This window comes from Mycobacterium sp. 1165196.3 (genome assembly GCF_001673415.1).
GTDB lineage: Bacteria > Actinomycetota > Actinomycetes > Mycobacteriales > Mycobacteriaceae > Mycobacterium > Mycobacterium europaeum_A.
Genome location: NZ_LZLU01000253.1, coordinates 1 through 24,297, shown reverse-complemented (window position 1 = coordinate 24,297; position 24,297 = coordinate 1). Strand labels below are relative to the sequence as shown.

Below are 24,297 nucleotides of genomic sequence, written 5' to 3'. Positions count from 1 at the left end.
GCTCGCCACCGCCGAGCCCGGCGCCGAGCCGAATGCCGCGCCGGCCAACTGCCCGTACAAGGTGACCACGCCGCCCGCGGTGGATTCCTCCGAGGCCCCGACCGCCGGCGACCCGCCGATCCCGCTGGCGGTGCCCGCCAAGCCCGTCGGCGGTGACGCGCTGGGCAGCTGCGGCATCGTCACCGCGCCGAACACGCCGCCGCTGCCGAACGACGTCTCCGCGGACGCGTGGCTGGTCGCGGACCTGGACAGCGGCGCGGTGATCGCGGCCAAGGACCCACACGGGCGGCACCGCCCGGCCAGCATCATCAAGGTGCTGGTCGCGATGGCCTCCATCAACGCGCTCAACCTCAATAAGGCGGTTCCCGGGACCGCCGACGACGCCGCGGCCGAGGGCACCAAGGTCGGCGTCGAGGAGGGCGGGGTGTTCACCGTCAACCAGCTGCTGCACGGGCTGCTGATGCACTCCGGCAACGACGCCGCGCACGCGCTGGCCATGCAGCTGGGCGGCATGCAGCAGGCGCTGGAGAAGATCAACGTGCTGTCGGCCAAGCTGGGCGGCCAGGACACCCGGGTGGCCTCGCCGTCGGGCCTGGACGCGCCGGGCATGAGCACCTCGGCCTACGACATCGGGTTGTTCTACCGCTACGCCTGGCAGAACCCGACGTTCGCCGACATCGTCGCGACACGGACGTTCGACTTCCCCGGCCACGGCGACCACCCGGGCTACGAGCTGGAGAACGACAACCAGCTGCTCTACAAGTATCCCGGCGCCCTGGGCGGCAAGACGGGTTACACCGACGACGCGGGCCAGACGTTCGTGGGCGCGGCCAACCACGACGGACGACGCCTGGTGGCGGTGCTGCTGCACGGCACGCGTCAACCGATCGCGCCGTGGGAACAGGCCGCGCACCTGCTGGACTACGGCTTCTCCACGCCGCAGGGCACCCAGGTCGGCTCGCTGATCGCCCCCGACCCGTCGCTGGCGCCGGCCAAGCGTGACACCGCCGCCGACCCGCTCGCCAGCAACGCCGCGGCGGGCGGGATCATCCCGTCGGCCGACGCCATGCCGATCCGGGTGGGCGTGGCGGTCATCGGCACCGTCGTGGTGTTCGCGCTGATCATGATGGCCCGCTCGATGAACCGCCGACCGCAGCACCGCTGAGCGCCGTGGCACGCGGATCGCGGCGCGGACTGCTGGTCGGGCTGACCGCCGCCAGCGTCGGCGTCATCTACGGTTACGACCTGTCCATCATCGCCGGGGCGCAGTTGTTCGTCACCGAGGACTTCGGCTTGTCCACGCGCCAGCAGGAACTGCTCACCACGATGGTGGTGATCGGCCAGATTGTCGGGGCGCTGGGCGCCGGCGTGCTGGCCAACGTCATCGGGCGCAAACGATCGGTGGTCCTGATCCTGTGCGCCTACGCGGTTTTCGCGCTGCTGGCCGCGTTCTCGATCTCGCTGCCGATGCTGTTGGCGGCGCGGCTGCTGCTGGGCATGACCATCGGTGTGACGGTGGTGGTGGTCCCGGTGTACGTGGCCGAATCGGCCCCGACGGCGGTGCGCGGCTCGCTGCTGACGGCCTATCAGCTGGCGATCGTTTCCGGCCTGATCGTCGGCTACCTGACCGGTTACGTGCTGGCCGGCACCCACGGCTGGCGGTGGATGCTGGGCCTGGCCTGCGTGCCCGCAATCCTGTTGCTGCCGTTGATCATTGGCATGCCCGACACCGCCCGGTGGTACGTGCTCAAGGGCCGGATGGACGACGCCCGCCAGGCGCTGCTGCGGGTCGAACCGACGGCGCGCGTCGACGAGGAGCTGGCCGAGATCGGCCGCGCGCTCGGCGAGGCCGCCCCCGGCGCCGGGGGCGGGTTCGCCGAGATGCTGCGCCCCCCGTACCTGCGGGCCACCGCCTTCGTGGTGGTGCTCGGCTTCCTGATCCAGATCACCGGCATCAACGCGATCATCTATTACAGCCCCCGCATCTTTCAGGCCATGGGTTTCACCGGGAATTTCGCGCTGCTCGGGCTGCCGGCGCTGCTGCAGGTCGCCGGGCTGGCCGCCGTCGGCGCGGCGCTGCTGCTGGTCGACCGGGTGGGCCGGCGGCCAATCCTGTTGTGGGGCACCGCCATGATGATCGCCGCCGACGTCGTGCTGATGGCCGTCTTCGGCCAGGGCTTCGGCGGCGCCATCGCCGGCTTCGCCGGCATCCTGTTGTTCATCATCGGCTACACCATGGGCTTCGGCTCCCTGGGCTGGGTGTACGCCAGCGAAAGCTTCCCGTCGCGACTACGCTCGATCGGATCGAGCACCATGTTGACCTCCAACCTGGTGGCTAACGCCATCATCGCCGCCGTCTTTCTGACCCTGCTCCATTCGCTTGGCGGCGCAGGGACTTTCGCGCTGTTCGCCGCGCTTGCGGCGGTCGCATTCGTCTTCGTCTACCGCTACGCGCCGGAGACCAAGGGCCGCCAGCTCGAGGACATCCGCCACTTCTGGGAAAACGGCGGCCGCTGGGAGAATCCGTGCCCGTGATCGCCGCGGGCACCATGGTGCTCGACGGCGAGGTCTGTCGCCCGGGCTGGCTGCAGACCGCCGGTGAACGGATCGCGGCCTGCGCGCCCGGGCCGCCGCCGGGGCCGGCCGATCAAGATTTCCCGGATTGCACTGTGGTCCCCGGCTTTATCGACATGCACGTGCACGGCGGCGGCGGCGCCTCCTACACCGACGCCGACGGCATCGCCGGCGCGGCCGCGTTCCACCTGCGGCACGGCACCACCACCACGCTGGCCAGCCTGGTGACCGCGTCACCGACCGACCTGCTCGCCGGGGTGCGGGCGCTGGCCGAGGCCACCGGGCGCGGGACCGTGGCGGGCATCCACCTCGAGGGGCCGTGGCTGAGCCGGGCACACTGCGGGGCCCACGACCGCACCCAGCTGCGCGATCCGGACCCGGCCGAGATCGACGCGGTGCTGGCCGCGGGCGGCGACGCGATCCGGATGGTGACACTGGCGCCCGAGCTGCCCGGGGCCGACGCGGCGATCCGGCGGTTCACCAACGCGGGAGTCGTTGTGGCGCTTGGCCATACCGACGCGACCTACGAGCAGACCCGGCATGCCATCGCGCTGGGCGCCACGGTCGGCACGCATCTGTTCAACGCGATGCCGCCGCTGCACCATCGCGAGCCCGGCCCGGTCCTGGCCCTGCTTCGCGACCCGCGCGTGGTCGTCGAGTTGATCGCCGACGGCGTGCACCTGCACCCCGACGTGGTACGGGCGGTGATCGCGGCCGCCGGAGCGGACCGGGTCGCCGTGGTCACCGACGCGATCGCCGCGGCCGGCCGCCCCGACGGCGCGTTTCGGCTCGGCGCGGTGGCCATCGACGTCGTCGCCGGCGTGGCGCGGGTGCACCGGACGTCGACGATCGCCGGCAGCACCGCCACCATGGATCAACTCTTCCGCACCGTGCACGCCGACGCGGGGCTGGCGCCGGCCGTGCAGGCGACGGCCGCGACGCCGGCGCGGGCCCTCGGCCTGGGGCGGGTCGGTGAACTCAGGACGGATTACGACGCCAATCTCGTTGTGCTGGACGAACGTTTGGGCATCTCTGACGTCATGGTGCGCGGCACCTGGCAGGGTCGCCCGCGCGACGTTTGTTAGCATCGAGCCCGTCAGCACCTGACACCGGACGAGGGGCCCCGTACCCGGCCAGCGACAAGACGGCGCCGTGGAGGTGCGTGATGGCCTGGCTCGTCCTGATTGTGTCGGGGATCCTGGAGGCGGTGTGGGCGACCGCCCTGAACAAATCGGACGGCTTCTCCCGACCGGTCCCTTCACTGGTTTTCCTTGCGGCCGTGGCCCTTTCGATGACCGGGCTGGCGATCGCCATGCGCACGCTGCCGGTCGGAACCAGTTACGCGGTCTGGGTCGGCATCGGGGCCGCGCTCACGGCGGGCTATGCGATGCTGGCCGGTGACGAATCGGCGTCGCCGATCAAGCTGGTGCTGATCGCCGGGATCGTGGCCTGCGTCGCGGGCCTGAAGCTGGTCGGCTAGCGAGCGCGGCGGGTGAAGCGCGCGATGCGGGAAAGCGTCAGCGCGCCAACGGCTCCCAGCGCCATCGCCGTCAACGTCTGGCGGGTGCCCAGGCCCTCGTCCATCTGCACCCGCGGGGCGATGATCGCCGGTGCCGGAGGGGCGACGGGCTGACTGCGCGGATCCGTGGACGCCGTCGCCGCCCAGGCGGTGCAGAACAGGACGAGATAGGCGGTGATGTAGGCGAACACCATCAACCCCAGCACCGGCCCGAACGCCGCGCCGGCGGGGCTGCGCAACACCGTCCTCAGATAGATCGACGCCACCTGTTTGAACACCTCGAAGCCGATCGCGGCGATCAGCCCGGCGCGCATCGAATCGGTCAGGCTGACCTTCTCGCGGGGCAGCCGGGCGATCATCCAGGTGAACAGCAGCCACGACACCAGCGTCGCGATCAAAAGCGAGATCAGCCAGAACAGCCAGTCGAACACTATAAACCGGGGTATGCCAAGCCATTTCAGCAAGGCGGCCATGGGCGCGGTGTGGCCGACGGTGGTCAGCGCGACGGTGACCACGATCACCGCGAACGTCCCCACCATCGCCAGCAGGTCGGAAAGCTTGTTGCGCACGAAGCCCGGTGACTCGATGTGGGTGTCCCACCACATCTCCGTCAACGCCTGGCGCAGGTGCGAAATCCAGCCCAGGCCCGCCCACACCGCGGTGGCCAAACCGATGACACCGACCGAGGTTCGGGCATCGATCGCCGAGTTCATCAATTCCTGCAGCTGATTACCCAGCGCGCCGTTCACCTGGGAACGGATGTGGTCGTCGATGGTGCTCAACAACTGGGGCCGACGGGCCAGCACGAACCCGAAGACCGCGAAACCGACCATGAGCAAAGGAAACAACGCGAAGATCGTGTAATAGGTGAGGCCGGCCGCGAAGAACCCGCCGTTGCGCTCGTCGAAACGCTGGTAGGCGCGGATGACATGGTCGATCCACCCGTAGCGGGTCCGCAGTCGATCGAAAATGCCCGGCTTGGCCGGCTCGCTCATCGCACGACTCCAATGAGAAGCGGATCTAGCTCCTTGGGGATCTAGCTCCCTGGTGGAAGAAACCCAAGCCGATCGTAAACCCGCCGGACCGTTTTCCCGGCCACATCGTTGGCCTTTTCCGCCCCGGCGGCCAACACCGCCTCCAATTCGCCCACATCGGCGGACAGTTCGTCGACGCGGGCCTTGATCGGCGCGACGAACTCGACGACCGCCTCCGCGGTGTCCTTCTTCAAATCGCCGTAACCCCTTCCGGCATAGCCGTCCACGAGCGTGTCGATCGCGACGCCGGTGACCGCGGACTGGATGCTCAAGAGGTTGGACACACCCGGCTTGGCCTCGGTGTCGAAACGGATCTCGCGCTCGCTGTCGGTGACCGCGGAGCGAATCTTCTTGGCCGACACCGCCGGATCGTCGAGCAGGTTGATCAACCCGGCATCGGTGGCCGCGGACTTGCTCATCTTCGACGTCGGATCCTGCAGGTCGTAGATCTTTGCGGTGGCCTTGGGAATGAGCATGTCCGGCACCACGAACGTGTCCGGGAAGCGGCTGTTGACGCGCTCGGCGATGTCGCGCGCCAGCTCGAGGTGCTGGCGCTGGTCCTCGCCCACCGGCACCAGATCGGTGTCGTAGGCCAGCACGTCGGCCGCCTGCAACACCGGGTAGGTGAACAACCCGACCGTGGTGGAGTCGGCGCCCTGGCGCAGCGACTTGTCCTTGAACTGCGTCATCCGCGACGCCTGCCCGAAGCCGGTGAAGCACCCCAGCACCCAGGCCAACTGGGTGTGCGCCGGCACGTGGCTCTGCACGAACACGGTGCTGCGGGCCGGGTCGATGCCCAGCGCCAGGTATTGGGCGGCGGTGATCAGGGTGCGACGACGCAGCGCCTCGGGATCCTGGGCGACGGTGATGGCGTGCAGGTCGACTACGCAGAAGAACGCGTCCCAGTCATCCCCCCAGTCGTCCTGCAGCGCGACCCACTGCCTGACGGCGCCCAGCGCGTTACCCAGGTGAAGCGAGTCGGAGGTGGGCTGCACGCCGGAGAAAATCCGGCTGGATCCGGTAGCGGTGCTCATGATGCACCGATCTTTTCACGCGCGGCCGCCGCGGCCGCACGGACCGGCGCCCGTCACCCCGCGTGTTGCGGTACCGGCGGTACCGGCTTTACTGTCGGGTTATGCGCAAGCTCGTCTGCTCGGCTCCTTCCGCGTGAGCCCCGCTCACTCGGCGTCGCCTTCGGCCCGTTCGCCGATCCACCTCGGTCCCAGGGATGGTTCCGCAGAGCCGGTGCTGATGCTGCACGGGTTCCTGATGTCGCAGACGGTGTGGGAGCCGGTCGCGCCGCGGCTGGCCGACACCGGCCGCTTCGAGGTCTTCGCGCCGACGATGGCCGGGCACAACGGCGGGCCCTACGCGGGCACCTGGCTGCTGAGCTCGTCGGTGTTGGCCGACCACGTCGAGCGCCAGCTCGACCAGCTGGGCTGGGAGACCGCCCACCTGGTCGGCAACTCGCTGGGCGGCTGGGTCGCCTTCGAGCTGGAGCGGCGCGGGCGCGCGCGCAGCGTGACCGGCATCGGCGCCGCCGGCGGATGGACGCGGTGGAGCCCGGTGAAGTTCGAGGTGATCAGCAAGTTCATCGCGGGCATGCCCTTCCTGGCGCTGGCCCGGCTCTTCGGTGAGCGGGTGCTCCGGTTGCCGCTCAGCAGGCGGCTGGCGACCCTGCCGCTCACGGCACGGCCGGACGGCATCAGCTCCGAGCAGCTGTCCGTCGTCGTCGACGACGCTGCGCACTGCCCCGCGTACTTCCAGCTGCTCGTCAAGTCGCTGCTGGATCCGGGCCTGCTGCAGTTGGCCGACACCGCGGTGCCCGTCCAGCTGGTGCTGTGCGAGAAGGACCGCGTGGTGCCCGCGAGCAGGTTCTACCGGCACTTCACCGACTACCTGCCCGAGGGGACGAAGATGACCGAGCTCGACGGCGTCGGGCACGTGCCGATGTTCGAGGCGCCCGACCGGGTGACCGCGGTCATCGCCGACTTCGTCGACGAATGCGCCGCCGGGGCCGACCGGTGTGCGGACCGGCACCAGCCACCGGCTAGCTAGCCAGCCGTTTTTCCAGGTTCTCGGCGATCGAGTTGAGGAATTCCTCGCTGCGCTGCCACTCCTGATCGGGGCCGATCAGGATGGCCAGGTCCTTGGTCATCTTCCCGCTCTCGACCGTGGAGACCACCACATTCTCCAGGGTTTGCGCGAACTCGGTCACCTCGGGGGTGTCGTCCAGCTTGCCGCGGTGCACCAGTCCGCGCGTCCAGGCGAAGATCGAGGCGATCGGGTTGGTCGAGGTCGGCTTGCCGGCCTGGTACTGGCGGAAGTGCCGGGTGACGGTGCCGTGCGCGGCCTCGGCCTCGACCGTCTTGCCGTCCGCGGTCATCAGCACCGACGTCATCAGCCCCAGCGAGCCGTAACCCTGCGCCACGAGGTCCGACTGGACGTCCCCGTCGTAGTTCTTGCAGGCCCACACGTAGCCGCCCTCCCACTTCAGGCAGGCCGCGACCATGTCGTCGATCAACCGGTGCTCGTAGGTCAGTCCCTGCGCCTCGAACTCGTCCTTGAACTCCTCGTCGTAGACGCGCTGGAACTCGTCTTTGAACATGCCGTCGTAGGCCTTGAGGATGGTGTTCTTGGTGGACAGGTACACCGGCCACTTGGCGTTCAGCCCGTACTGCAACGAGGCGCGGGCGAAATCGCGGATGGAGTCCTTGAAGTTGTACATCCCCATCACCACGCCACCGTCGTCGGGGATGGACACCATCTCGTGCACCATCGGTTCGCTGCCGTCGGCGGGGGTGAAAGTGATTGCGACGGTTCCGGGTTTGTCGACCTTGAAGTTGGTCGACCGGTACTGGTCGCCGAAGGCGTGGCGGCCGATGACGATCGGCTTGGTCCAGCCCGGCACCAGCCGCGGCACGTTCGAGATCACGATGGGCTCACGGAAGATGGTGCCGCCCAAGATGTTCCGGATCGTCCCATTGGGCGAGAGCCACATCTTCTTCAGGTTGAACTCCTGGACGCGGGCCTCGTCGGGGGTGATGGTCGCGCACTTGACGCCCACGCCGTGTCTCTTGATGGCGTAGGCCGCGTCGATCGTCACCTGGTCGTCGGTGCGGTCGCGATGCTCGATGCCCAGGTCGTAGTAGTCCAGGTCGATGTCGAGGTGCGGCAGGATCAGCAGGTCCTTGATGAACTTCCAGATGACGCGGGTCATTTCGTCACCGTCGAGCTCTACGACGCGGCCCTTGACCTTGATCTTGGCTTCGCCTGCCATGTCGAGTCCGGCTTCCTGCTTGCGGCCCTAACCGGTTGAAGCCGCTAGCGCCTCGTTGAATGTCTTGCTGGGCCGCATGATTGCCGTCGTCTTCTCGCTGTCCGGGTAGTAGTAGCCGCCGATGTCGACCGTCTCGCCCTGCGCCTCGGCCAGTTCGGACACGATGGTCTCTTCGTTCTCGGCCAGCGAGTCGGCCAGCGGGGCGAAGTGCTGGCGCAACTCCTCGTCGTCGGACTTCGCCAGTTCGGCCGCCCAGTACAGCGCCAGGTAGAACTGGCTGCCGCGGTTGTCGAGCTCGCCGGTCTTGCGCGACGGGCTCTTGTTGTTCTCCAGCAGCTTGCCGATCGCGGCATCCAGCGTCTTGCCCAGTACCTTGGCGCGCTCGTTGTCGGTCTTGATGCCGATGTCTTCGAAACACGCTCCGAGAGCGAGGAATTCGCCCAGCGAATCCCACCGCAGGTGGTTCTCCTCCACCAGCTGGTGGACGTGCTTGGGCGCCGAACCGCCCGCCCCGGTCTCATACATGCCGCCGCCGGCCATCAACGGCACGATGGACAGCATCTTGGCGCTGGTGCCCAGCTCCAGGATCGGGAACAGGTCGGTGAGGTAATCGCGCAGGATGTTTCCGGTCGCGGCGATGGTGTCCTGCCCCCGCATCGCGCGCTCGATCGTGTACCGCATGGCCCACACCTGCGGCATGATCTGGATCTCCAGGCCCTCGGTGTCGTGCTCCTTCAGGTACGCCTTGACCTTCTTGCGCAGCTCGACCTCGTGCGGCCGCTCGGTGTCCAGCCAGAACACCACCGTCATGCCGGAGTTACGCGCCCGGGTGACGGCCAGCTTGACCCAGTCGCGGATCGCCTCATCGGTGACGATGGGCATCCGCCAGATGTCGCCCTCCTCCACGTTCTGGGTAAGCAGCACTTCCCCGCTGTCGAGGTCGACGATGTTGGCGACACCGTCCTCGGGGATCTCGAAAGTCTTGTCGTGCGAGCCGTACTCCTCGGCCTGCTGCGCCATCAGCCCGACGTTGGGAACCGTGCCCATCGTCGTCGGATCGAACTGCCCATGGGTCTTGCAGAAGTTGATGATCTCTTGGTAAATGCGGGAGAACGTGGATTCGGGGTTGACCGCCTTGGTGTCCTTCTGCCGCCCGTCGGCGCCCCACATCTTGCCGCCGGCGCGGATCATCGCCGGCATCGAGGCATCCACGATCACGTCGCTGGGCGAGTGAAAGTTGGTGATGCCCTTGGCCGAATCGACCATGGCCAGCTCGGGGCGGTGCTCGTGGCAGGCGTGCAGGTCGCGGATGATCTCCTCGTGCAGCGACGCGGGCAGCGACTCGATCTTGCTGTACAGATCGCTCAGGCCGTTGTTGACGTCGACGCCGAGCTCGTCGAAGAGCTCCTGGTGCTTGGCGAAGGCGTCCTTGTAGAAGACCTTCACCGCGTGACCGAAGACGATCGGGTGCGACACCTTCATCATCGTCGCCTTGACGTGCAGCGAGAACATCACGCCGGTTTCGTAGGCGTCCTGCATCTGCTCCTCGTAGAACTCGACGAGGGCCTTCTTGCTCATGAACATGGAGTCGATGACGTCGCCGTCGCGCAGCTCGACCTCGGGCTTGAGCTCCAGGGTCTGTCCGCCCTTGGTCTCCAGCACCATCTTCACGTTGCGCGCGCGGTCCAGCGTCATCGACTTCTCACCGTGGTAGAAGTCGCCGTGCCGCATGGTCGCGACGTGCGTGCGCGAGGCCGGTGACCAGTCCCCCATGCTGTGCGGGTGCTTGCGGGCGTACTCCTTGACCGCCTTGGGCGCACGCCGGTCCGAGTTGCCCTGCCGCAGTACCGGGTTTACCGCGCTGCCAAGGCATTTGGCGTAGCGGGCGCGAATCTGCTTGTCCTCGTCCGTCTTTGGGCTCTGCGGAAAGTCCGGAATCTTGTATCCCTTGCCCTGCAGCTCTTTGACCGCGGCGATCAGCTGCGGAACCGAGGCGCTGATGTTCGGCAGCTTGATGATGTTGGTGTCGGGCAGCTCGGTCAGCCGGCCCAGTTCGCCCAGGTTGTCCGGCACCCGCTGTTCTTCGGTCAGGTGCTCGGGGAACTCGGCCAGAATGCGGGCGGCCACCGAGATGTCGCTGGTCTTGATCTGGATGCCCGCCGGCTCGGCGAAGGCACGCACGATAGGCAGGAACGCATAAGTCGCCAGCAGCGGCGCTTCGTCGGTCAGTGTGTAGATGACGGTCGGCTGTTCGGCGCTCACGATCCCTCTCCCGGCGTCAATGATGGGTTGGAAATTTTGGGGGCTCAGCGTTCTGACTGCCACGTTATCAAGGGTGTTTGGACAGGTGTCGACCTGCACGCGCACCGCCGGGGTTAGCACTGAGTCGGCACAGTAAGATAATCTTCGTATTGGTCATGAGCGCCAGCATCAAGCCCCGGCTTGCTGGCCGGCAACCCTCCAACCGCGGTGGGGTGCCCCGGGTGATGACCAGGTTGAGTAGCCACACACACCGGCTATCCGGCAAGCGCGGGTCCGCCATGACGGGCCCCTGAGTAGACAGGGAAACGTGATGTGCATTCTCCTGACCCAATCACGCCCGCTCGTGCGTCGCTGCTAATCCGCGCCGCCGGTGGACGCCTCATCCTCGCGTCCCGGCCGCCCGATGCAGATTCCCCTACCAGCAGAAAGCGATCCCGTGACCTCCGACAACGCCGATCACGACACCGATCCGACCGCGCACTGGTCGTTCGAGACCAAGCAGGTGCACGCCGGCCAGCAGCCGGACCCGGCCACCAACGCCCGAGCCCTGCCGATCTACCAGACCACGTCGTACACCTTCGACGACACCACGCACGCCGCCGCCCTGTTCGGGCTGGAAGTGCCGGGCAACATCTACACCCGGATCGGCAACCCGACCACCGACGTCGTCGAGCAGCGCATCGCTGCGCTCGAGGGCGGGGTGGCGGCGCTGTTCCTGAGCTCCGGGCAGGCCGCTGAGACTTTCGCCATATTGAACCTGGCGAGTGCCGGAGATCACATCGTGTCGAGCCCGCGCCTGTACGGCGGGACGTACAACCTGCTGCACTACTCGTTGGCCAAGCTCGGCATCGAGGTCACCTTCGTCGAGGATCCCGACGACCTGGATTCGTGGCAGGCCGCGGTCCGGCCGAACACCAAGGCGTTCTTCGCCGAGACGATCTCCAACCCGCAGATCGACATCCTCGACATCCCCGGTGTCGCCGGGGTCGCGCACGGCAACGGCGTCCCGCTGATCGTCGACAACACCATCGCCACGCCGTACCTGATTCAGCCGTTCTCCCACGGCGCCGACATCGTCGTGCACTCGGCCACCAAGTACCTCGGCGGCCACGGCTCGGCGATCGCCGGGGTCATCGTCGACGGCGGCACCTTCGACTGGACGCAGGGCCGCTTTCCGGGATTCACCACCCCCGACCCGAGCTACCACGGTGTGGTGTTCGCCGAGCTCGGTCCGCCGGCCTACGCGCTCAAGGCGCGCGTGCAGCTGCTGCGCGACCTGGGGTCGGCCGCGTCGCCGTTCAACGCGTTCCTGGTCGCCCAGGGCATCGAGACGCTGAGCCTGCGCATGGAGCGCCACGTCGCCAACGCGCAGCGGGTGGCCGAGTACCTGGCCGGCCACGACGGCGTGCTGTCGGTGAACTACGCGGGCCTGCCCAGCTCGCCGTGGCACGAGCGGGCAAAGAAGTTGGCGCCCAAGGGAACCGGCGCGGTGCTGGCGTTCGAGCTGGCCGGCGGCGTCGAGGCCGGCAAGGCATTCGTGAACGCGCTGAAGCTGCACAGCCACGTCGCCAACATCGGCGACGTGCGCTCGCTGGTGATCCACCCGGCGTCCACCACGCATGCCCAGCTGAGCCCGCAGGAGCAGCTGAGCACCGGGGTCAGCCCCGGCCTGGTGCGGCTGGCCGTCGGCATCGAGGGCATCGACGACATCCTGGCCGACCTCGAGCTCGGCTTCGCCGCGGCAGCCAAATTCGGTGTGAGCGCGGGGGCGTCGGGCACCGACCCGCAAGCCGTGGCGGCGTTCTAAGGAGCCCGGCGATGGCGATCTCCGGCGTCCCGACCCAGACGCTGCCCGAAGAAGGCGAAATCGGCTTCGTCGACATCGGCTCGCTGACCACCGAGGGCGGCGCCGTCATCGACGACGTGCACATCGCCGTCCAGCGCTGGGGCGAGTTGTCGCCGACACGGGACAACGTGGTGGTGGTGCTGCACGCGCTGACCGGCGACTCGCACATCACCGGGCCGGCCGGACCCGGGCATCCCACCGGCGGCTGGTGGGACGGGATGGTCGGGCCGGGCGCGCCCATCGACACCAACCGCTGGTGCGCGCTGGCCACCAACGTGCTGGGTGGTTGCCGCGGCTCCACCGGACCCAGTTCCCGGGCCCGGGACGGAAAGCCTTGGGGCTCAAGGTTTCCCCGCATCACGGTCCGCGACCAGGTCGACGCCGATATCGCAGCGCTGGCCGCGTTGGGGATCGAACGGGTCGCCGCGGTGGTCGGCGGATCTTTGGGTGGTGCAAGGGCTTTGGAGTGGATCGTCGGTTATCCGGACCGGGTACGGGCCGGTCTGCTTTTGGCGGTGGGGGCGCGGGCCACCGCCGATCAGATCGGCACCCAGACCACCCAGATCGCGGCGATCAAGGCCGACCCGAACTGGCAGGGCGGTGACTACCACGACACCGGCTTCGCGCCCGACGCCGGGCTGGCGATCGCCCGTCGCTTCGCGCACCTGACCTATCGCGGTGAGGCCGAGCTGGACGCCCGGTTCGGCAACCACGGGCAGGACGGCGAGGATCCGAACAACGGCGGCCGCTACGCCATGCAGAGCTACCTGGAGTATCAGGGCGACAAGCTGGTGGAGCGCTTCGACGCGGGCAGCTACGTGGTGCTGACCGAGGTGCTGAACAGTCACGACGTCGGCCGAAACCGTGGCGGGGTTCGTAACGCGTTGTCTAGCTGCCCGGTTCCGGTGGTGGTCGGCGGCATCACCTCCGACCGGCTGTACCCGCTGCGCTTGCAGCAGGAGCTGGCCGAGCAGCTGCCCGGCTGCGCCGGCCTGCGGGTGGTGGACTCGCTGTTAGGGCACGACGGCTTCCTGGTGGAAACCGACGCCGTCGGCGAATTGATCCGTCAGACACTGGCATTGGCGGACGACGGGGAAGGCACGTCGCAATCGTGACGCGCTCGCGGCAAGACCGCTCCCTCTCGTTCGGCTCGGCGGCGGCGGCTTACGAGCGTGGGCGCCCCTCCTATCCCCCGGAAGCGATCGACTGGCTGCTGCCGGTCGGGGCGCGCCGAGTGCTCGACCTCGGTGCCGGCACGGGGAAGCTGACCACCCGACTGGTGGAGCGCGGCCTGGACGTGGTGGCCGTCGACCCGATCCCGGACATGCTCGAGGTGTTGCGCACCTCGCTACCGGAGACCCGGGCGCTGCTGGGCACCGCGGAAGAGATCCCGTTGGAGGACAACAGCGTTGACGTGGTGCTGGTGGCGCAGGCCTGGCACTGGGTGGATCCCGAGCGCGCGGTGCCCGAGGTGGCCCGCGTGTTGCGGCCCGGCGGGCGGCTGGGTCTGGTGTGGAACACCCGCGACGAACGCCTCGGCTGGGTGCGCGAACTGGGCCAGATCATCGGCAGCGACGGCGACGGCCGCACCCGAGTGACGCTGCCCGAGCCGTTCACCGATGTGGCGCATCATCAGGTGGAGTGGACGAGTTACCTTACGCCGCAAGCGCTGATCGATCTCGTCGCGTCCCGCAGCTATTGCATCACCTCGCCGACCGAGGTCCGCACCAGGACGCTCGATCAGGTTCGCGATTTGCTGGCCACCCATCCGGCGCTGGCGAATTCAACGGGCTTGGCGCTGCCCTACGTCACCGTGTGCACCCGCGCGACGCTGGCCGGGTGAGCATGGAGCAACGGCTGAGTGTGATCACCCTCGGCGTTGCCGATCTGGATCGCGCTTACCGATTCTATGAACGCCTCGGCTGGCGCGGTCAAGAAGTGCAGGAAACGGTCTTCTTTCAGGCCGGCGGTCTCGCGGTGAGCCTGTGGGCGCGCGACAAGCTTTCGGCCGATCTCGGCATCGCCGACCAAGGCGATGACGGCTTCGGTGGTGTCGCTTTGGCACACAACGTGCGCTCGCGTTCCGAAGTGGACGAGATTCTCGCCACGGCAGAAGATGCCGGAGCGACGGTCACGCGTGCTGCTGGCGACACGTTCTATGGCGGGTATGCGGGCGCATTCCGCGATCTCGATGGTCACGCGTGGGAGGTCGCCTACAACCCGGGTTTCTCGCTAGCCGAAGACGGCGCGATCACAGTGCCCGATTTCTCAGAAGGCTGATCACTGGAGTTCAGGTCCCCAGCCGGGTTACCACCCGTCGTCCTCATCCTCGTTTCGCAGCAGTTTTTCGGGGTGGTGGAAGGTGTTGGTGCGGGGTTGGCCGGTGTCGAGGTGTGGGGGTGGGATCCATTGGGTGTCGCCGTGGGTGTTTTTGCGGGTGGTCCAGCCGCCGGGTTTCAGTAGGCGGTGGTGGGGGCCGCAGGCGAAGGTGAGGTTGTTGACGTCGGTGGTGTGGCACTTGCTGTAGTCGGTGACGTGGTGGACTTCGCAGTAGTAGCCGCCCACGGTGCAGCCGGGGCTGCTGCAGCCGCGGTCCTTGGCGTACAACACGATTCGTTGGCCGGGTGAGGCGAGGCGTTTGGTGTGATAGAGCGCCAGGGCCTTGCCGTTGTCGAAGATCGCCAAATAGTGGTGGGCGTGGCGGGCCAGGCGGATGACATCGCTCATCGGCAGCAGGGTGCCGCCGCCGGTCAACCCGCGCCCGGCGGCGGCTTCGAGGTCGGCCAGTGTGGTGGTGACGATGATGGAGGCCGGTAACCCGTTGTGCTGACCCAGTTCTCCCGACGCTAACAGCGCACGCAGTGCGGCGTTGAGTCCGTCGTGCTGGCGTTGGGCGGCCGAGCGTGGGTCGTGGTCGATGGCGTCTTGGGTGGGTGCGCCGTCGACGCAGGGCGTGTCGTCGTGGGGGTTGCACATGCCGGGGGCGGCGAGTTTGGCTAGGACGGTTTCCAGGGTGGCGCGGGCTTCGGGGGTGAGCCAGCCGCGCAGCGCCGACATGCCGTCGGCCTGCTGGTTGCCCAGGGTCAGGCCGCGTTGGCGGGCCCGGTCGTCGTCGGTGTAGGTGCCGTCGGGGTTGAGGCAGTCGGCCAGGGTGCGGGCCAGCCCGGCGAGTTGTTCGGGGCGAAACCGGCTGCCCTCGGTGGCCAGCCGCGCTTCGGCCCGCTCGCGGGTCGGCATGTCGATCCAGCCGGGCAGCTGGTGGTAGAACTTGCGGATCACCGCGACCTGGCCCGCGCCCAGGGTGCCGTCGCGTTGTCCGGCGGCGGTGGCGGGCAGCATCGGGCCCAGCGGTTCGCCGGTCAGGCCGTGGCGCGGGCCCAGATCGCGTGCCTCGTTGAGGCGGCGGGCGGCTTCAGCGCGGCTGATCAAGGTCGCCTCGGCGATGGCCTGGACTGCTGTGGCGCCGAGTTCGACCGAGGGTGCTTGGCGGGCCAGGGAATTGATCACGGGGTGCTCGACGGCCGGGATGCGCCGGCGCTGCTTTTCGCAGCGCGCCAACACCGCCAACTGCTGCCGGGGCTTCAGCGCGTCGACGTTCAGCGCGCAGACCTGATCCCAGGCGGCATCGAGCGCGTCGAACGCCGCCTCGACATCCTGCTCCTCACTCACACCGCCAAACTAGCGAGGACCACCGACAAAAATCGGCCGACAAATCGCCATAGATTCACACTCGCGCAAATAATTTCGTCGGGGTCACGGTGTCGCACGGTGATCGACCGTGCCAAGGATGTAAGACCACCTCGCCCGAATCGCCATAGATTCACACTCGCGCAATTAATCTCGCTAAAAGTCGAGTCCCGAGAACATTAGCCGGTTGGGGTCGTACTTCTGCCGGACGGTCGCCAGCCGCGACAGGTTTTGGCCGTAGTAGCGCGACGGCGCGGTATTGGCCTCCAGGTAGTTGACGTATCCGCCGACCGAGAACTGTTGTACCGCTTGATGCGCGGCGCCCACCCAGGTGCTGGCGGCGGCTACCTGGTTGGCGGCGGGCTCGACGTACCACTGCACCACCGCGGACTGAGTGCGCCACGGAAACGCGGTGTCGCCCGGCGCGACGTCGGCGACCGCGCCGCCCAGCGGATCGATCAGCACCGAGGCCTGACCCGCGCCGGAGGCCGGCCACTGCCCGGCCGCGGTCGCAATGGCATGGGCCGCAGCGGAAGTCATCGGCCCGATCACATCCGAACCGGCCACGAAGCCGCGCGCCGGGCTGGTCGCGCCGCCACCGGCCAGATAGGTCACCAGGTCCATGTGGCTCAGCGTCTTGTTGGTTACGGCGGTGGGCGCCAGCCCAACCGCGGATTTGAGGGTGTCGGCCACACCGGAGCCGCTCCCGGCCGGAGACGTCGCCAGCACATGGCAATTCGCCTGCGCCGAGCCGACCGACAGATCAACCATCCCCCAGGTGTTGCGGTCCGCGCCGGCCAGCCAGGATTGCCAGCCGGTGAGCACCTGCACCGCCGACGACGGTGGGAAGTCCAGCCGGACCAGGTCGCTGTCCGCGGTGGCGAAGGTCGCGAAGGTCATCGCGGTGGTCACCCCGAAGTTGCCGCCGCCGCCACCGCGCAAGGCCCAGAACAGATCCGGGTTGTCGTTGGCCGACGCGGTGACCACGTCGCCGCTGGGCAACACCACGGTCGCGGATTGCAGCGCGTCGCAGGTGAGCCCGGCGCGCCGGGCGTCGGCGCCCACCCCGCCGCCCAACGCGAGCCCCGCCATGCCGACGGTGGGACAGGTGCCGACGGGAACGGCGCGGCCCGCGCCGGCCAGGGCCTGGTGTACGGCATACAGATCGGTCGCCGGGGTCACCGTGACGTTGTTGCCGTCGAAGTTCGCCCCGCCGGGCAGCCCGCGCAGATCGAGCACCATGGTGCCGTTGGCGCTGGACGCGCCGACGTACGAATGACCCCCGCCGCGCGGTGCGACCTTGAGGTTGATGACCTTCGCGAACGCGACCGCCTTCTGCACGTCGGCCTGCGACGAAACCCGAACTACCGCAGCGGGATTGGAGCCGTTGTAGAACGAGTTGAAAACCTGCTTGCCGGTGGAGAATTGGGCGCCGTTGGCCGGTAACAGCACGCTGCCGCCGATCGAGGAGGCAAGGCCGCCCCAGCCCGCGGGGTCCGCGGCCGCCGGGGCGGTGCCGAACACCGCTCCCGTCGCCAACATTCCGACGGCGCCGCGAAGAAACGTCTGACGCGAGATCTCGTGGTGGGTCGGGCGGGTCGTCATGGGGCGGATTCTGGTTCATCTCCCGCCCGCAAGTCCGGTGTCGCCGCCCGTGTTACATCACAGTGTGGCGTCGATCTGCCGAGTGGCCTTGCGCAATCGGGCCGCGTAATAACCGACGCCGCGCCGGTCGCGACCTCACGAAACGCTTATTGTGCGAACCTTTACCCCACCGTGTCGCAAACGTGACAGTGATGGCCCAGAGTTCGTAGGCGTGATTCGAGTGTGCCTCAGACGCACTCCATGGCGGACGGGGAGGCTGGCGTGAAGGCACTTGCACGAACTCATCAATGGATCTGGGTCTTTCGCCATCAGCCCTTCACCATCCGCCTGCTGGCCGCGGCCGCCGGCCTGCTGACCGTGGCCTCGGCGTTCGCGGCGCCGGCCGGGGCGGAGGGCAACGGCGACGACTTCATCGACGCGCTCAACCACGCCGGCATCGACTTCGGCGAGCCCGGTAACGCGATGTCCGTCGGCGAGTCGATCTGCCCGATGCTGTCGCAGCCGGGCGGCAATTTCGCGGCGGCCGCGTCCAGCGTCGCCGGCCGCGGCATGTCGCCCACGATGGCCCGCATGTTCACCACGATCGCAATCCAGACGTATTGCCCCCAGGAGATGGCGAACATCGCCAACGGCAACCTGTCCGGGGCCATGCCGCCGGGAATGCCGGGCCAGATCCCGGGCATGACGGGCCAGATCCCGGGCATGACGGGCCAGATTCCCGGGATGGCGGGCCAGCTCCCCGCGATGCCCGGGCAGGTTCCGGCGCTGCCGAGGTACTAGCGGGTGCCCAGCGGGTCGATGGTCCACGCGATATAGAACATCGCCGCCCCGACCGCCGCGGTGGTCATGAAGTCGATTCCCTTGCCGCGCACCACCAGAAGGCCGGCCCGGTCCTCGGACAGCAGCAACCGCAGCAACGCCGCGACGCCGACGCCGATGCCGATCAACAACGAACCGCGACGCCAGAAGTTGGCTCCCACCAAGGCCAGGGCCGTCGCAAAGATCAGGCCCACCAACAGAATTGGCCACTGGGCCCGCAGCACGGTCCGCGCGGTCATCCCCGCTCGGCCAGTTCGACGACGTTGGTCAGCAGGAACGCGCGGGTCAGCGGGCCCACCCCACCGGGATTCGGCGACATGTGGCCGGCCACCTCCCACACGTCGGGATGCACGTCGCCGGCGAGCTTGCCGTCCACCCGGCTGACGCCGACGTCGAGCACCGCGGCACCGGGGCGCACCATGTCGGCGGTCACCATGTGCGGCACCCCGACGGCGGCGACGATGACGTCGGCCTGCCTGGTCAGGGCGGGCAGGTCGCGAGTTCCGGTGTGGCACAACGTCACCGTGGCGTTCTCGGAGCGTCGGGTCAGCAGCAGGCCGAGCGGGCGACCGACGGTGACGCCGCGGCCGATGACGACCACGTGCGCCCCGGCGATCTCGACGTCGTAGCGGCGCAACAGGTGCACGATGCCGCGCGGGGTGCACGGCAGCGGGGCCGGGTTGTTGAGCACCAGCCGGCCCAGGTTGGTGGGGTGCAGCCCGTCGGCGTCCTTGTTGGGGTCGACCCGCTCCAGCGCCGCGTTCTCGTCCAGGTGCTTGGGCAGCGGCAACTGCACGATGTAACCGGTGCAATCCGGGTTGGCGTTGAGCTCGTCGATGGTGTCGTTGAGCGTGTCGGTGCTGATGTCGGCGGGCAGGTCGCGGCGGATCGAGGTGATGCCGACCTTGGCGCAGTCGGCGTGCTTGCCCCGCACGTACGCCTGGGAGCCGGGGTCGTCGCCCACCAGGATGGTGCCCAGCCCGGGGGTGCGGCCCGAGGCGGTCAAAGCGGTCACCCGCTGTTTGAGGTCGACGAAGATCTCGTCGCGGGTGGCCTTGCCGTCCAGCGTGATTGCTCCCACGCTGACAGTCTGGCAGACATCGATGATGGCGACCCGCCACGCCCGGCTTCGCCGCGCTCGCGATCGCCATTAGGCTCCCGGTATGTCAACCCCGCCGGACGTGTTCAGCCCCGCGAAGCTCGGGCCGATAACGCTGCGTAACCGCACCATCAAGTCCGCCACCTTCGAGGCGCGCACGCCCGAGGCGCTGGTGACCGACGACCTCATCGAATACCACCGGCTGCCCGCCGCCGGCGGGGTCGGCATGACGACGGTCGCCTACTGCGCCGTCTCCCCCGGCGGGCGCACCGAGGGCAACGGCATCTGGATGCGGCCGGAGGCCGTGCCCGGGTTCCGACGGCTCACCGACGCGGTCCACGCCGAGGGCGCTGCGGTCAGCGCGCAGATCGGCCACGCCGGCCCGGTGGCCAACGCCAAGTCCAACAAGGCCAAGGCGCTGGCGCCGGTGCGGTTCTTCAACCCGATCGGGATGCGATTCGCCAAGAAGGCGACGCGTGAAGACATCGACGAGGTGATCGCCGGGCACGCCAACGCCGCCCGCCTGGCCATCGAGGCCGGCTTCGATGCCGTCGAAATCCACCTGGGCCACAATTATTTGGCGAGCTCGTTCCTGTCCCCGCTGATCAACCGCCGCGACGACGAGTTCGGCGGATCGCTGGAAAACCGGGCTAAGGTCGCCCGCGGCATGGTGATGGCCGTTCGGCGCGCGGTGGAAAAGGAGGGCACGCCCATCGCGGTGACCGCCAAGCTGAACATGGCCGACGGGGTTCGCGGCGGCATCAGCACGGAGGAGTCGCTGAGGACAGCCAAGTGGCTCGAGGAAGACGGCGGCCTGGACGCGATCGAACTCACCGCGGGCAGCTCGCTGGTCAACCCGATGTACCTGTTCCGCGGCAACGCGCCGCTCAAGGAGTTCGCCGGCGCATTCAAGCCGCCGCTGAGCTGGGGCATGCGCATGACGGGCAAGAAATTCCTGCGCGAATACCCGTACCGCGAGGCATATCTGTTGCGCGACGCCAAGCTGTTCCGCAACGAGCTGAAGATGCCGCTGATCCTGCTCGGTGGCATCACCAACCGGGAGACGATGGACCTGGCGATGGCGGAGGGATTCGAATTCGTCGCCATGGCCCGCGCGCTGCTGGCCGAACCGGATCTGATCAACCGGATCGCCGCTGATGGCGCCCGGCACCAGGTGCATTCGGCGTGCACGCACTGCAATCAGTGCATGCCCACGATCTACACCCGGACGCACTGCGTGGTCACCGGCGCGCCCGATGTGGCAGCGGGCGCTCCCCGGTAATCCACAGGGGCGCAAGCTACAGTTGTGGCGATGTCAGCACCAGCCCCGCCAGCGCTAACCGTCCATCACGAAGGATCGGAACGCACCTTCGCAGCGGGCCACGATGTAGTAGTCGGGCGCGATCTGCGAGCGGACATGCGTATCACCCACCCGCTGATTTCGCGTGCCCACCTGCTGCTGCGCTTCGACCAGGGCAAGTGGCTGGCGATCGACAACGGTTCGCTCAACGGCACTTTCGTCAACGGCCGGCGGGTGCCGGTGGTCGAGATCCACGACGGGCAGACCCTCAACATCGGCAACCCGGACGGGCCGCTGCTGACGTTTGACGTCGGCCGCCACCAGGGCGGTGCCTGGGGCGGTGCCGCGACCGGGATGTTCATCGATTCGGTGCGGGGCGGACGCCCGGCCATGCCCTGGTGGCGGCCGACGTCAAACGTCAGCAGCGGCCCGTCCAGACCGTGTACGGCGGCGGCGGTGGCCGCCCGCCCGCGTTCCCGCCGGCCGCGCCGCCCCCGCCGCACGCCGCCCCGCCGATCGCGCAAATGCCCGCCGTCGGGAGCCCGCACACCCAGATGGCCCCCGCCTCCGCGAAGCCGCCCGAGGTCGCGAACCTGGCCACGAAGATGTTCCAGGCGCTGATGCCGTCGCGCTCCGGCGCCATCCAGAAGCCCGCCGGCTCGCAAACCATCGGCCGCGCCACCGACAACGACATCGTCATCCAGGACGTGCTGGCCTCGCGCCACCACGCCTTCCTGATCCAGACGCCGCTGGGCACCGAGATCCGCGACGCGCACAGCGTGAACGGGACGTTCGTCAACGGCGTTCGGGTCGGCTCGGCGGTGCTGACCGAGGGCGACGTCGTCACCATCGGCAACGTCGACCTGGTGTTCACCGGCGACAACCTGGTCCGACGCACCGAGGCCGCCACCCGCAGCGGCGGCCTGGAGGTCAACTCCGTCTGCTACACCGTCGACCACGGCAAGCAGCTGCTCGACCACATCTCGCTGACCGCGCGGCCCGGGACGCTGACCGCCATCATCGGCGGTTCGGGCGCGGGCAAGACCACGCTGTCGCGGCTGATCGTCGGCTACACCAGCCCGACGTCGGGCACCGTGACCTTCGAGGGCCACAACATTCACACCGAGTACGCCTCGATGCGCAGCAGGATCGGCATGGTCCCGCAGGACGACGTGGTGCACCGCCAGCTCACGGTCAACCAGGCGCTGAACTACGCCGCCGAGCTGCGCCTGCCGCCCGACACCAGCAAACAGGAGCGGGCCCGCATCGTCGCGCAGGTGCTCGAAGAACTCGACATGACCCAGCACGCCGACACCCGGGTCGACAAGCTCTCCGGCGGCCAGCGCAAGCGCGCCTCCGTCGCCCTCGAACTGCTCACCCAGCCGTCGCTGCTGCTGCTCGACGAGCCGACGTCGGGTCTGGACCCGGCGCTGGACCGCCAGGTCATGCTGATGCTGCGCCAGCTGGCCGACGCCGGCCGCACGGTCTTGGTGGTGACCCACTCGGTGTCCTACCTCGACGTCTGCGATCAGATCCTGCTGGTCGCACCCGGCGGCAAGACCGCGTTCTGCGGGCCGCCGGACCAGGTCGAGTCCGCGATGGGGACCCGCAACTGGGCCGACATCTTCGCCAAGGTGGGCGCCGACCCGGACGAGGCCAACCGCCGCTTCAAGGAGCGCAACCAGCAGTCGTCGCAGCCACCGACCCCGGAGAGCCCGGCCGATCTGGGCGAACCGCCCCAGACCAACCTGTTCCGGCAGCTGTCGACGATCGCCCGCCGCCAGGTTCGGCTGGTCGTGTCCGACCGCGGTTACACCATCTTCCTGGCGGTCCTGCCGTTCCTCATCGGCGCGTTGTCGCTGACGGTGAAGGGCCCCCACCCCGGCCTCGGCCCGGCCGACCCCTTGGGCCCCGCGCCGACGCAGCCGCAGTACATCATGGTGCTGCTCAACATCGGCGCGGTGTTCATGGGCACCGCGCTGACCATTCGCGACCTGATCGGCGAGCGCCCGATCTTCCGACGCGAGCAGGCCGTCGGCCTGTCCACCACCGCCTACCTGCTGGCCAAGATCGCGGTGTTCTGCGTCTTCGCGACGGCACAGGCGGCGATCGCCACGATTATCGTGCGGCTGGGCAAGGGCGCGCCGACGGCGCATCCCCAGTTCTTCGGCAACTCCACCTTCTCGCTGTTCGTCACCGTCGCCGGCACCTGTGTGGCCTCGGCCATGCTGGGCCTGCTGCTGTCGGCGCTGGCCCAGTCCAACGAACAGATCATGCCGCTGCTGGTGGTGTCGATCATGTCGCAGCTGGTGTTCTCCAGCGGCATGATCCCGGTCTATCAGCGCATCGGCCTCGAGCAGATGGCGTGGCTGACGCCCGCCCGGTGGGGCTACGCCGCGGGCGCCTCCTCGATCGACTTCCCATCGCTGGTCAAGGTCAAGCAGATCCCGACCAACGACCCGATCTGGCAGCACTCCAAACACATTTTCGTGTTCGACATGCTGATGCTCGCGGCGCTGTCGATCGGCTACACCGGCTTCGTCCGCTGGCACATCCGGCTGAAACGCTGAGGCCGGGCCGCGGCCAACGACCCCTAATCTGGATGTGATGACTCGACCTGCGCAGCCCGTGCTGACGGCTCGAGCTGACCGCGCCGAAGGTAGCTTCGCCGCCGGCCGCGACGTGGTCGTCGGCAGCGATCTGCGTGCCGACCTGCGCGTCGCCCACCCCTTGATCGCCCGCGCGCACGTGCTGCTGCGCTTCGATCAGGGGCGGTGGCTCGCGCTCGACAACAACACGCTCAACGGGGTCTACCTCGACGGCCAGCGGGTGCCGGTCGTCGACATCCACGACGGCCAGACCATCAACATCGGCAAGCCCGACGGCCCGCGGATCACCTTCGAGGTGGGCCAGCACACCGGCAGCGTCGGGTCGCTTCCGCCCGCGGCCACCGCGCCCCGGCCCCTCGCACCTCCCCCGCGGCCGATCGAGGCGCCGCGCGCCTGCGGCGGCGGCCGGTCCGATGGCGGTCCCGGGACGCCGACCCGCGTGGTCGGGAAATCCCCGACGTCGTTGCTGCGGCCGGTCCGGGTCGGCGGATCGTACGCGGCGGCCGGCGGCCCGGGCGGCGGTGCGCCGCGCAGCGGGCCCCGCTGTCGGAAGGGCCGCGACGGCGGCGGGGCGAGTGGCCGCGGGGGAGGTGCGCGAGGTGAACTTCGGCGTCGACGGCAAGAACCTGCTGGAGCGGATCTCCCTGGTCGCGCGGCCGGGCA

20 protein-coding genes, 1 pseudogene and 2 riboswitches are annotated in these 24,297 nt (G+C 68.6%); of the genes and pseudogenes, 13 read left to right on the top strand and 8 right to left on the bottom strand.

The genetic code is table 11. From position 1 onward, the window contains the following. The 4 genes from A5659_RS24595 to A5659_RS24580 form a co-directional block, all read left to right on the top strand. The coding region (locus tag A5659_RS24595; protein ID WP_156749354.1) for a D-alanyl-D-alanine carboxypeptidase family protein at window positions 1–1,165 on the top strand (1,165 nt) is incomplete at its 5' end. Window positions 1,166–1,170: 5 nt separating this feature from the next. Then, complete coding sequence (locus A5659_RS24590; protein ID WP_066863614.1) at window positions 1,171–2,535, top strand: sugar porter family MFS transporter; 1,365 nt, start codon at window positions 1,171–1,173, stop codon at window positions 2,533–2,535. Next, window positions 2,526–3,659 (top strand): N-acetylglucosamine-6-phosphate deacetylase, encoded by a 1,134-nt coding sequence (nagA, locus tag A5659_RS24585; RefSeq protein WP_067184878.1) that lies wholly within the window; start codon window positions 2,526–2,528, stop codon window positions 3,657–3,659. Before A5659_RS24590 ends, nagA begins: the two co-directional genes overlap by 10 nt. A gap of 5 nt (window positions 3,660–3,664) precedes the next feature. After that, a riboswitch (guanidine-III (ykkC-III) riboswitch) is annotated at window positions 3,665–3,728 on the top strand. 11 nt (window positions 3,729–3,739) lie between these two features. Beyond that, window positions 3,740–4,054: a multidrug efflux SMR transporter gene (locus tag A5659_RS24580; protein ID WP_067184875.1), complete on the top strand. Its 315-nt coding sequence runs from the start codon at window positions 3,740–3,742 to the stop codon at window positions 4,052–4,054. On the opposite strand, the gene yhjD is transcribed toward A5659_RS24580, so the two are convergent. Both yhjD and trpS read right to left on the bottom strand, forming a co-directional pair. Then, window positions 4,051–5,088, bottom strand: coding sequence for an inner membrane protein YhjD (gene yhjD / locus A5659_RS24575; protein WP_066863623.1), 1,038 nt, complete (start codon window positions 5,086–5,088; stop codon window positions 4,051–4,053). The genes A5659_RS24580 and yhjD overlap by 4 nt on opposite strands. Window positions 5,089–5,129: 41 nt before the next feature. Then, on the bottom strand, window positions 5,130–6,161 hold the full coding sequence (trpS, locus tag A5659_RS24570; protein WP_066863626.1) for a tryptophan--tRNA ligase: 1,032 nt from the start codon (window positions 6,159–6,161) through the stop codon (window positions 5,130–5,132). A gap of 214 nt (window positions 6,162–6,375) precedes the next feature. Between trpS and A5659_RS24565 the strand changes: the two genes are divergently transcribed. Then, the gene (locus tag A5659_RS24565; RefSeq protein ID WP_067184885.1) at window positions 6,376–7,185 is read left to right on the top strand and encodes an alpha/beta fold hydrolase; all 810 of its coding nucleotides are present in this window, start codon (window positions 6,376–6,378) and stop codon (window positions 7,183–7,185) included. Here A5659_RS24565 and A5659_RS24560 read toward each other — a convergent pair. Further along, on the bottom strand, window positions 7,178–8,407 hold the full coding sequence (locus A5659_RS24560; RefSeq protein WP_067184872.1) for an NADP-dependent isocitrate dehydrogenase: 1,230 nt from the start codon (window positions 8,405–8,407) through the stop codon (window positions 7,178–7,180). The genes A5659_RS24565 and A5659_RS24560 overlap by 8 nt on opposite strands. Window positions 8,408–8,434: 27 nt before the next feature. After that, window positions 8,435–10,669, bottom strand: coding sequence for an NADP-dependent isocitrate dehydrogenase (locus A5659_RS24555; RefSeq protein ID WP_066863632.1), 2,235 nt, complete (start codon window positions 10,667–10,669; stop codon window positions 8,435–8,437). A 151-nt stretch (window positions 10,670–10,820) separates the two neighbouring features. Then, window positions 10,821–10,943: riboswitch (SAM riboswitch) on the top strand. A gap of 162 nt (window positions 10,944–11,105) precedes the next feature. Between A5659_RS24555 and A5659_RS24550 the strand changes: the two genes are divergently transcribed. The 4 genes from A5659_RS24550 to A5659_RS24535 are packed head-to-tail and all read left to right on the top strand — an operon-like array spanning window position 11,106 to window position 14,795. Then, window positions 11,106–12,476, top strand: a complete 1,371-nt coding sequence (locus tag A5659_RS24550; protein ID WP_066877563.1) for a bifunctional o-acetylhomoserine/o-acetylserine sulfhydrylase — start codon at window positions 11,106–11,108, stop codon at window positions 12,474–12,476. 11 nt (window positions 12,477–12,487) lie between these two features. Further along, window positions 12,488–13,630, top strand: coding sequence for a homoserine O-acetyltransferase (locus A5659_RS24545; RefSeq protein WP_067184869.1), 1,143 nt, complete (start codon window positions 12,488–12,490; stop codon window positions 13,628–13,630). Further along, window positions 13,627–14,358, top strand: a complete 732-nt coding sequence (locus tag A5659_RS24540; RefSeq protein WP_067184866.1) for a class I SAM-dependent methyltransferase — start codon at window positions 13,627–13,629, stop codon at window positions 14,356–14,358. The genes A5659_RS24545 and A5659_RS24540 overlap by 4 nt, the downstream gene beginning before the upstream one ends. A 2-nt stretch (window positions 14,359–14,360) precedes the next feature. After that, window positions 14,361–14,795, top strand: a complete 435-nt coding sequence (locus tag A5659_RS24535) for a VOC family protein (RefSeq protein WP_067184882.1) — start codon at window positions 14,361–14,363, stop codon at window positions 14,793–14,795. 27 nt (window positions 14,796–14,822) lie between these two features. On the opposite strand, the gene A5659_RS24530 is transcribed toward A5659_RS24535, so the two are convergent. Beyond that, a complete protein-coding gene (locus A5659_RS24530; protein ID WP_067184862.1) occupies window positions 14,823–16,184 on the bottom strand; it encodes an HNH endonuclease signature motif containing protein in 1,362 nt (453 codons plus the stop codon). A gap of 174 nt (window positions 16,185–16,358) precedes the next feature. After that, entirely contained in the window at window positions 16,359–17,807 is a 1,449-nt protein-coding gene (locus tag A5659_RS24525; RefSeq protein ID WP_067184860.1) for an FAD-binding oxidoreductase, read from the bottom strand. A 261-nt stretch (window positions 17,808–18,068) separates the two neighbouring features. Here A5659_RS24525 and A5659_RS24520 point away from each other — a divergent pair, with 261 nt between their 5' ends. Then, the gene (locus A5659_RS24520) at window positions 18,069–18,587 is read left to right on the top strand and encodes a DUF732 domain-containing protein (protein WP_066872132.1); all 519 of its coding nucleotides are present in this window, start codon (window positions 18,069–18,071) and stop codon (window positions 18,585–18,587) included. On the opposite strand, the gene A5659_RS24515 is transcribed toward A5659_RS24520, so the two are convergent. Next, the gene (locus A5659_RS24515) at window positions 18,584–18,865 is read right to left on the bottom strand and encodes a DUF3017 domain-containing protein (protein ID WP_066872126.1); all 282 of its coding nucleotides are present in this window, start codon (window positions 18,863–18,865) and stop codon (window positions 18,584–18,586) included. The two genes, A5659_RS24520 and A5659_RS24515, sit on opposite strands and share 4 nt — an antisense overlap. Further along, a complete protein-coding gene (locus A5659_RS24510) occupies window positions 18,862–19,707 on the bottom strand; it encodes a bifunctional methylenetetrahydrofolate dehydrogenase/methenyltetrahydrofolate cyclohydrolase (RefSeq protein WP_066872123.1) in 846 nt (281 codons plus the stop codon). The genes A5659_RS24515 and A5659_RS24510 overlap by 4 nt, the downstream gene beginning before the upstream one ends. 82 nt (window positions 19,708–19,789) lie before the next feature. Here A5659_RS24510 and A5659_RS24505 point away from each other — a divergent pair, with 82 nt between their 5' ends. The 3 genes and pseudogenes from A5659_RS24505 to A5659_RS28775 all read left to right on the top strand — a co-directional run. Beyond that, on the top strand, window positions 19,790–21,007 hold the full coding sequence (locus A5659_RS24505; protein WP_066872120.1) for an NADH:flavin oxidoreductase: 1,218 nt from the start codon (window positions 19,790–19,792) through the stop codon (window positions 21,005–21,007). 30 nt (window positions 21,008–21,037) lie between these two features. Beyond that, window positions 21,038–23,595 (top strand): annotated as a pseudogene (locus A5659_RS24495) (FHA domain-containing protein). Window positions 23,596–23,632: 37 nt separating this feature from the next. Then, window positions 23,633–24,297, top strand: a 665-nt coding sequence (locus A5659_RS28775) for an FHA domain-containing protein (RefSeq protein ID WP_231998008.1), incomplete at its 3' end; no start/stop codon positions are given.

Coding starts and splice junctions, on each gene's coding strand:
- A5659_RS24545 (WP_067184869.1), top strand. CDS start 12,488: ATGGCGATCTCCGGCGTCCCGACCCAGACGCTGCCCGAAGAAGGCGAA.
- A5659_RS24505 (WP_066872120.1), top strand. CDS start 19,790: ATGTCAACCCCGCCGGACGTGTTCAGCCCCGCGAAGCTCGGGCCGATA.
- yhjD (WP_066863623.1), bottom strand. CDS start 5,088: ATGAGCGAGCCGGCCAAGCCGGGCATTTTCGATCGACTGCGGACCCGC.
- A5659_RS24525 (WP_067184860.1), bottom strand. CDS start 17,807: ATGACGACCCGCCCGACCCACCACGAGATCTCGCGTCAGACGTTTCTT.
- trpS (WP_066863626.1), bottom strand. CDS start 6,161: ATGAGCACCGCTACCGGATCCAGCCGGATTTTCTCCGGCGTGCAGCCC.
- A5659_RS24560 (WP_067184872.1), bottom strand. CDS start 8,407: ATGGCAGGCGAAGCCAAGATCAAGGTCAAGGGCCGCGTCGTAGAGCTC.
- A5659_RS24580 (WP_067184875.1), top strand. CDS start 3,740: ATGGCCTGGCTCGTCCTGATTGTGTCGGGGATCCTGGAGGCGGTGTGG.
- A5659_RS24515 (WP_066872126.1), bottom strand. CDS start 18,865: ATGACCGCGCGGACCGTGCTGCGGGCCCAGTGGCCAATTCTGTTGGTG.
- A5659_RS24535 (WP_067184882.1), top strand. CDS start 14,361: ATGGAGCAACGGCTGAGTGTGATCACCCTCGGCGTTGCCGATCTGGAT.